The following is a 4,380-nucleotide window of genomic DNA, read 5'->3' on the forward strand; positions in this document are numbered from 1 at the left end:
TTGCTGTTGACGTAAGTCTTCAATCGTTTTTCTGACTAAGGGTTCTCTATATAAATATGCTTTTGAAACCTGTGCTTTTTCTGAAACTGAATTAAAATTAATTTTTTGTCCTTCTTTAACCATTAACTGTATTCCTTTATTCACTCTATATTGATATGATCCCCTCATAGTAGACAGTAGAAATAAAGCACATTAATCTGTTTACGTATGGGTGGATTTTGTATGGGGAAAATCAAAAAAACTTATGATGTCTTTTTTAAGAGAAAAGCAGTAGATCCATATTAAAAAGACCTGCGGTAGTATGTAAACTGAAAAATAATATCTTTTGAAGTTATCAAAGGACAAATTGCTTAAAAAAGACATCACGAAACTAGACCAGTAGTGTATGTAAAATGATGGAATTAATTGAAAGGTAGCGATGACAAGTTTTATGTCACACGTTCACACACCTTTCAGGCGTAAAGAGTTGGTGATTACGTAGTAGCGCATCCACCAATCGCACAAATTTTCTTGCGATTAGAACGAGTGCACGTTTGTGTTGATGTTTTGGTACTTCATTATACTTTTTGCGTAATATTCTTGGTATTCCAATACATGCTTCCTTACAGAGTTGGCGGCTTCAACTAAGTAATACCGCAAGTAATGATTCCCATTACGAGATAATGAAGTGTTTTCAGCGGTGAACCGACCAGACTGATATGTACGCCAATATACCCCGGCATATTTGGCGATTTTGGTTTCATCGTCAAATCTTTCGATTTGGCCAATTTCAGCGATAATACCAGCGGCATATATAGGTCCAATTCCAGGAATGGATTCTAATGTTTGCGTTAATCCAGCCATGATCCGCTTAATCGATTTTTCTAGTTCTTTAATTTGTCTTTGATAGGTACGAATGATTTCAATTGACGTTCCTAAAAGAATATCGATTGAGTCTTCTACCACCTTATCTAAACGATACGACGTGCGAACAGCCTTTTGAATGATTGATGCTACACATTTCGGGTCACCAAATCGGTTTTTACCCTTTTCCTGTAGGAATTCAGCGAGTTCCTCTAAAGGCATATCAGCTAGCTCTTCTAGACTGAATTTTTCAAGAAACAATTCCATCATGGCGTTACCAAATATAGAAGAATCGACTTCTTGTGAGAACGTATTACATTTATAACTTAGATGTTGTAGAAAATGTTGCTTCTCCTTTGTCAACATTCTAACGAGTTGATAACGAGATCTTGTTAATGGCTGTAATGCCACGTATTGACTCTCTTTCACGATGGACATTTGATTCCGTCCAAAAAACCGTAGGTAATCAGCGATGACAAAGGCATCAATTTCGTCAGTCTTATTCATGTCTGAATAACTTTTCTTGAAGTTGGCGACTTGTTTTGGATTTAGAAGAAATACCTTTGTTCCAAATCTTTTTAAGTCTTCATCATGGTGGAGAAACATAGATGGATGAAAACTATAAACAGATGTAGATTCTAAGCCGATTTTTAAAGTTTCAACCTCTTGATTGGTTGTACACTGTAATAATCGTTCTTTCAGAACCTGTGCACCTGGTAAGTCATTACTAACTGAAAAAGAATCTAATCTTTCTCCTTCACCATTTAAAAAACAAACTTTCATATCAAACGAACTTACATCTAGACCAACAAATAATCTCACGTAAGAGACCTCCTTTCGATTTAGAATCATTGCTGACGTCTCAAGATACCTCTAGTGTGTACGCCGACCAACAACCTCGTGTATAAGAGCTAGTCCTGAATCGAAAGCCGCCCTAGAGCTACTAACATCTAGATTCGATGGTCAGGCTGCTCAGCCTGCGAGTAGGGAGCCCCGCGCGTTCACTGAGAAACACTCTTTTCGTGTGGTAAATCCACAGGGGAATGCAGAATTGTCCCAAATGATCCTAAGACCATTATCTAGAAATATCTTGAGACGTCCAAGTATTTTCTTTATTACTGGACTCGTATTAGAGAGAAAAACTAAGCCTGAGATAGGGCTTAAATATTAATATACGAGAAGGAATGGCATATAAAAAAGTGGCAAAAAAATTAGGGATTGACCATACAATGGTTATGCGTTGGGTAAGGTATTTTAATTCTGAAGGGATTAAAGGGCTAGAGGAGAAACGAGGAAAATCAAGAAAAAAGTGTAGAAAAACTTCTAAAGAATCGCTAGAGACTGTAGAGAATAGAATAAAACGTTTAGAAACTGAGAATGAAATGTTAAAAAATCTCTTAAAAATGTGAAAGGAGGAATGACAGCTGTATCCAAAATTGCAAAATTTGAAGTTATTCAAGAACTCTTTGAAAAGGGTTATAAAATTACGTTATTATGTGATATTGCTAAAGTATCAAGGAGTGGCTATTACAAATGGTTAAAACGACAGACGTTTCTCTCCGAGAAACAATTAGAAGATACCGCCATTAAGAAAAAGATATTAGAATGCCATAAAAAATTAAAAGGAATTTATAGATATAGAAGAATACAAGTATGGCTTAAACTTACTTATAATTTACACTTTAACCATAAAGGTATACAGTGGTTAATGAAAGAATTGGGAATTCAATCAAGCATTCGAAAGAAACGCCCATATTACGGAAAAAAAGAAGCTTATGTGATTTCGCAGAACTATCTCAATAGAGACTTTTATGCTATAGCGCCAAATCAAAAATGGGTAACAGATATTACTTATCTAAATTTTAATGGTCAAAAATTATATTTATCCGTAATTTAAGATTTGTTTAACAATGAAATTGTTGCTTACAACATAAGTTGTAGAAATGACCTTGAACTTGTAATAGATACTCTCGAAAAAGCTAGAAAAAAACGGAACTTGAAAGGAATCCTTTTGCATAGTGATCAAGGTTCTCAGTACAGGTCTAATCAATATCATCTACTACTAAAGAAATATCAAATACAAGCTAGTATGTCTCGCAAAGGAAACTGCCTAGATAACGTATGTATAGAGAGTTTTTTCCGTCACTTTAAAGCAGAATGCTTTTATTTATATTCTTTCAAAACGATTGATGAAGTTAAGGAGGCCGTACATCAATATATTTATTTTTATAATCATTAAAGATTCCAAAAAAATTAAACAACCTGAGTCCATATCAATATCGAACGCAGGTTGTTTAATTGTGTTTTTTAAGTTCTGTCCACTTGACAGGGGTCACTCCATATCAAAGACTGTTTTTTTCTCATATCTGTGAGATTTTCGTCCGCTCTGTATATGTAATTCCTTTTTTCTTTTCACGAATAGCTCGATCACGTAGGCGTTTTTGTTTTTGCTCCTCCGTACATTTATAAACCACAATGCGAGTAGGTAATTTGTCTTTGCTCCCTACATATACATCATGTAATTCATACACTTGGCCAGCTTGTAACTGGTTCATGATTTCTTCCAAATGAATTTGTATATATACCGGCCTCAGTTGAGCGGGTTTTGTTTTAAATACCACTGTTTCGAACTCTTTTCTATATATCTTAGTTGGTAACTTAAGACGTGATAAATAATATCCTTGCCTATCTTGAATAGACTTAAAGTCTTGTAAACGAAAATATCCTAGATTACGAATATATAGTTCATTCTTTTGTGCCATATCTGTTCGAGTCGCACCATACGCTTGATCACTTCGTTTTCCTGGTTCAATTTTCACATCAGAAAATTCTCCACTCTACAGGTCATACTCTAGTTGAATTTTTACACCAGCTCTATGACTACATCCTCCGGCACCAGGATAAGTAGATGCAAATCGATCCGGCACTTGAAATGTTGTAGAATCAAGGATAAGAATACGCTCAAAGTGAGCAGAAAGAGCATGAGAAATCTTAGATAATCCTCCAATTTTCGCTTGTAGAAGTGTAGTAAATACAGTTCGAAAGAAGGATACAGAAGCCGAGTTAAATCGCCGATTAAGTCCCTCCGGACTTAATAAAATTCCTGTTGAGGTTTCTAACTGACTACAAAGTTGATTAAGAGAGGTAGTAGCGACTTTTTGATTTAACCATACACACAAAGATAGAAAATGGTGCCCATGGCACTTACGTTTTCGTTTCATTCCGCCAGCTTCTATAGCTAATTGATTAAGTGTAGCGGGAGACATATATCGATATAACTCTTCAGCAAATAAAGACAACTCTTGTTTTTGATGCATATTCATAAAAAGCACGTCACCCTTTCTCATTAATATAAGAAAATAGTAACGCGCTTTTAATTTCGAGAATAGTCCGAATCCTTAAGTTGATGGATGTGTGGTGATACCCCATCGCTATCAAGCTAAGACCATAAAACGTTAATTATAATAGAGGTTGTTTCTTTTTTTTAAAAGCTACGTGTAGGGAATTTAAAGATTTGCATACGAAATAAACCCTAAT

4 protein-coding genes and 2 pseudogenes are annotated in these 4,380 nt (G+C 35.2%); 3 read left to right on the forward strand and 3 right to left on the reverse strand.

Going from position 1 to position 4,380, the window contains the following annotated elements; genetic code table 11:
- The coding region (locus tag ACS2CR_RS33550; RefSeq protein ID WP_438906151.1) for a DUF6262 family protein at positions 1-168 on the reverse strand (168 nt) is incomplete at its 3' end.
- A gap of 265 nt (positions 169-433) precedes the next feature.
- Positions 434-1,665, reverse strand: a pseudogene (locus ACS2CR_RS33555) (IS110 family transposase).
- Positions 1,666-2,015: 350 nt separating this feature from the next.
- On the opposite strand from ACS2CR_RS33555, the gene ACS2CR_RS33560 reads away from it, so the two are divergent.
- From ACS2CR_RS33560 to ACS2CR_RS33570, 3 genes are read left to right on the forward strand one after another with little or no spacing between them, the layout of a single operon-like run.
- Complete coding sequence (locus ACS2CR_RS33560; protein ID WP_325839031.1) at positions 2,016-2,252, forward strand: helix-turn-helix domain-containing protein; 237 nt, start codon at positions 2,016-2,018, stop codon at positions 2,250-2,252.
- Between the two features lie 8 nt (positions 2,253-2,260).
- Entirely contained in the window at positions 2,261-2,740 is a 480-nt protein-coding gene (locus tag ACS2CR_RS33565) for an IS3 family transposase (protein ID WP_309567646.1), read from the forward strand.
- Between the two features lie 3 nt (positions 2,741-2,743).
- On the forward strand, positions 2,744-3,082 hold the full coding sequence (locus ACS2CR_RS33570; RefSeq protein ID WP_374050068.1) for a DDE-type integrase/transposase/recombinase: 339 nt from the start codon (positions 2,744-2,746) through the stop codon (positions 3,080-3,082).
- Between the two features lie 127 nt (positions 3,083-3,209).
- Here ACS2CR_RS33570 and ACS2CR_RS33575 read toward each other — a convergent pair.
- Positions 3,210-4,166, reverse strand: a pseudogene (locus ACS2CR_RS33575) (IS4 family transposase); the annotation flags it as partial.
- Positions 4,167-4,380: the final 214 nt, after the last annotated feature.

The sequence above is a fragment of the Bacillus cereus group sp. BceL291 genome, from assembly GCF_051776705.1.
GTDB classification, from domain to species: Bacteria; Bacillota; Bacilli; order Bacillales; family Bacillaceae_G; genus Bacillus_A; species Bacillus_A cereus.

Bases quoted from the DNA above. Each gene is read 5' to 3' on its own strand.
- ACS2CR_RS33565 (WP_309567646.1), top strand. From the start codon at position 2,261: ATGACAGCTGTATCCAAAATTGCAAAATTTGAAGTTATTCAAGAACTC.